At 58.9% G+C, this 535-nt stretch carries 1 protein-coding gene; it reads right to left on the bottom strand.

Annotation, left to right across the window (positions count from 1 at the left end):
• The coding region (locus NQT62_RS15405; RefSeq protein WP_256765633.1) for a glycosyltransferase family 4 protein at positions 1–535 on the bottom strand (535 nt) is incomplete at both ends.

The raw sequence follows: 535 nt of genomic DNA on the forward strand, positions 1-535 counted from the left end.
GATGGCCGCAAGAACCCTGGCAGCCACCGAATTCCATCCGGTGTGCGCGTCCAGAAAACGTTGCGCATTTTTGCTGCGCATGCGTGCCTCCTCCTCATTGTCGAGCGCTGCGCGCATTTGCGCGCCAAGATGCAGGGTGGAAGGCTCGGCCCACAAGCTCAATGAACCCGATACATGGGCCAGCGACGGCGCCATGTGATAGTCAACCAGCCATGCGGTTGAAGGGGTGCAGAAATCCACCTGGCCGCTGTAGCCGGTGGTTACAACGGGGATTCCCAGGCGCATTGCCTCCGCCAGGGGCAGGCCGAACCCTTCGCCCCTGCTTGGTGCAACGACAAGCGATGCGGTCCGGTACAGCGCAAGCAATTGCTCGGGATCGCAATAATCTTCGATCAGAATGACGGGTGGCGCCTGTTTCAGCTGCTCTTCGAAGCGGGTCATGACGGATTTGAGGATATTGTCCGGATTGGGAAAAGTCTTGATGACGAGCTCAACGGGCTCATCGTGTTTGAATGTCCTGGCGTAGGCCTCGACA

The sequence above is a fragment of the Limnobacter humi genome, from assembly GCF_024518835.1.
GTDB lineage: Bacteria > Pseudomonadota > Gammaproteobacteria > Burkholderiales > Burkholderiaceae_B > Limnobacter > Limnobacter humi.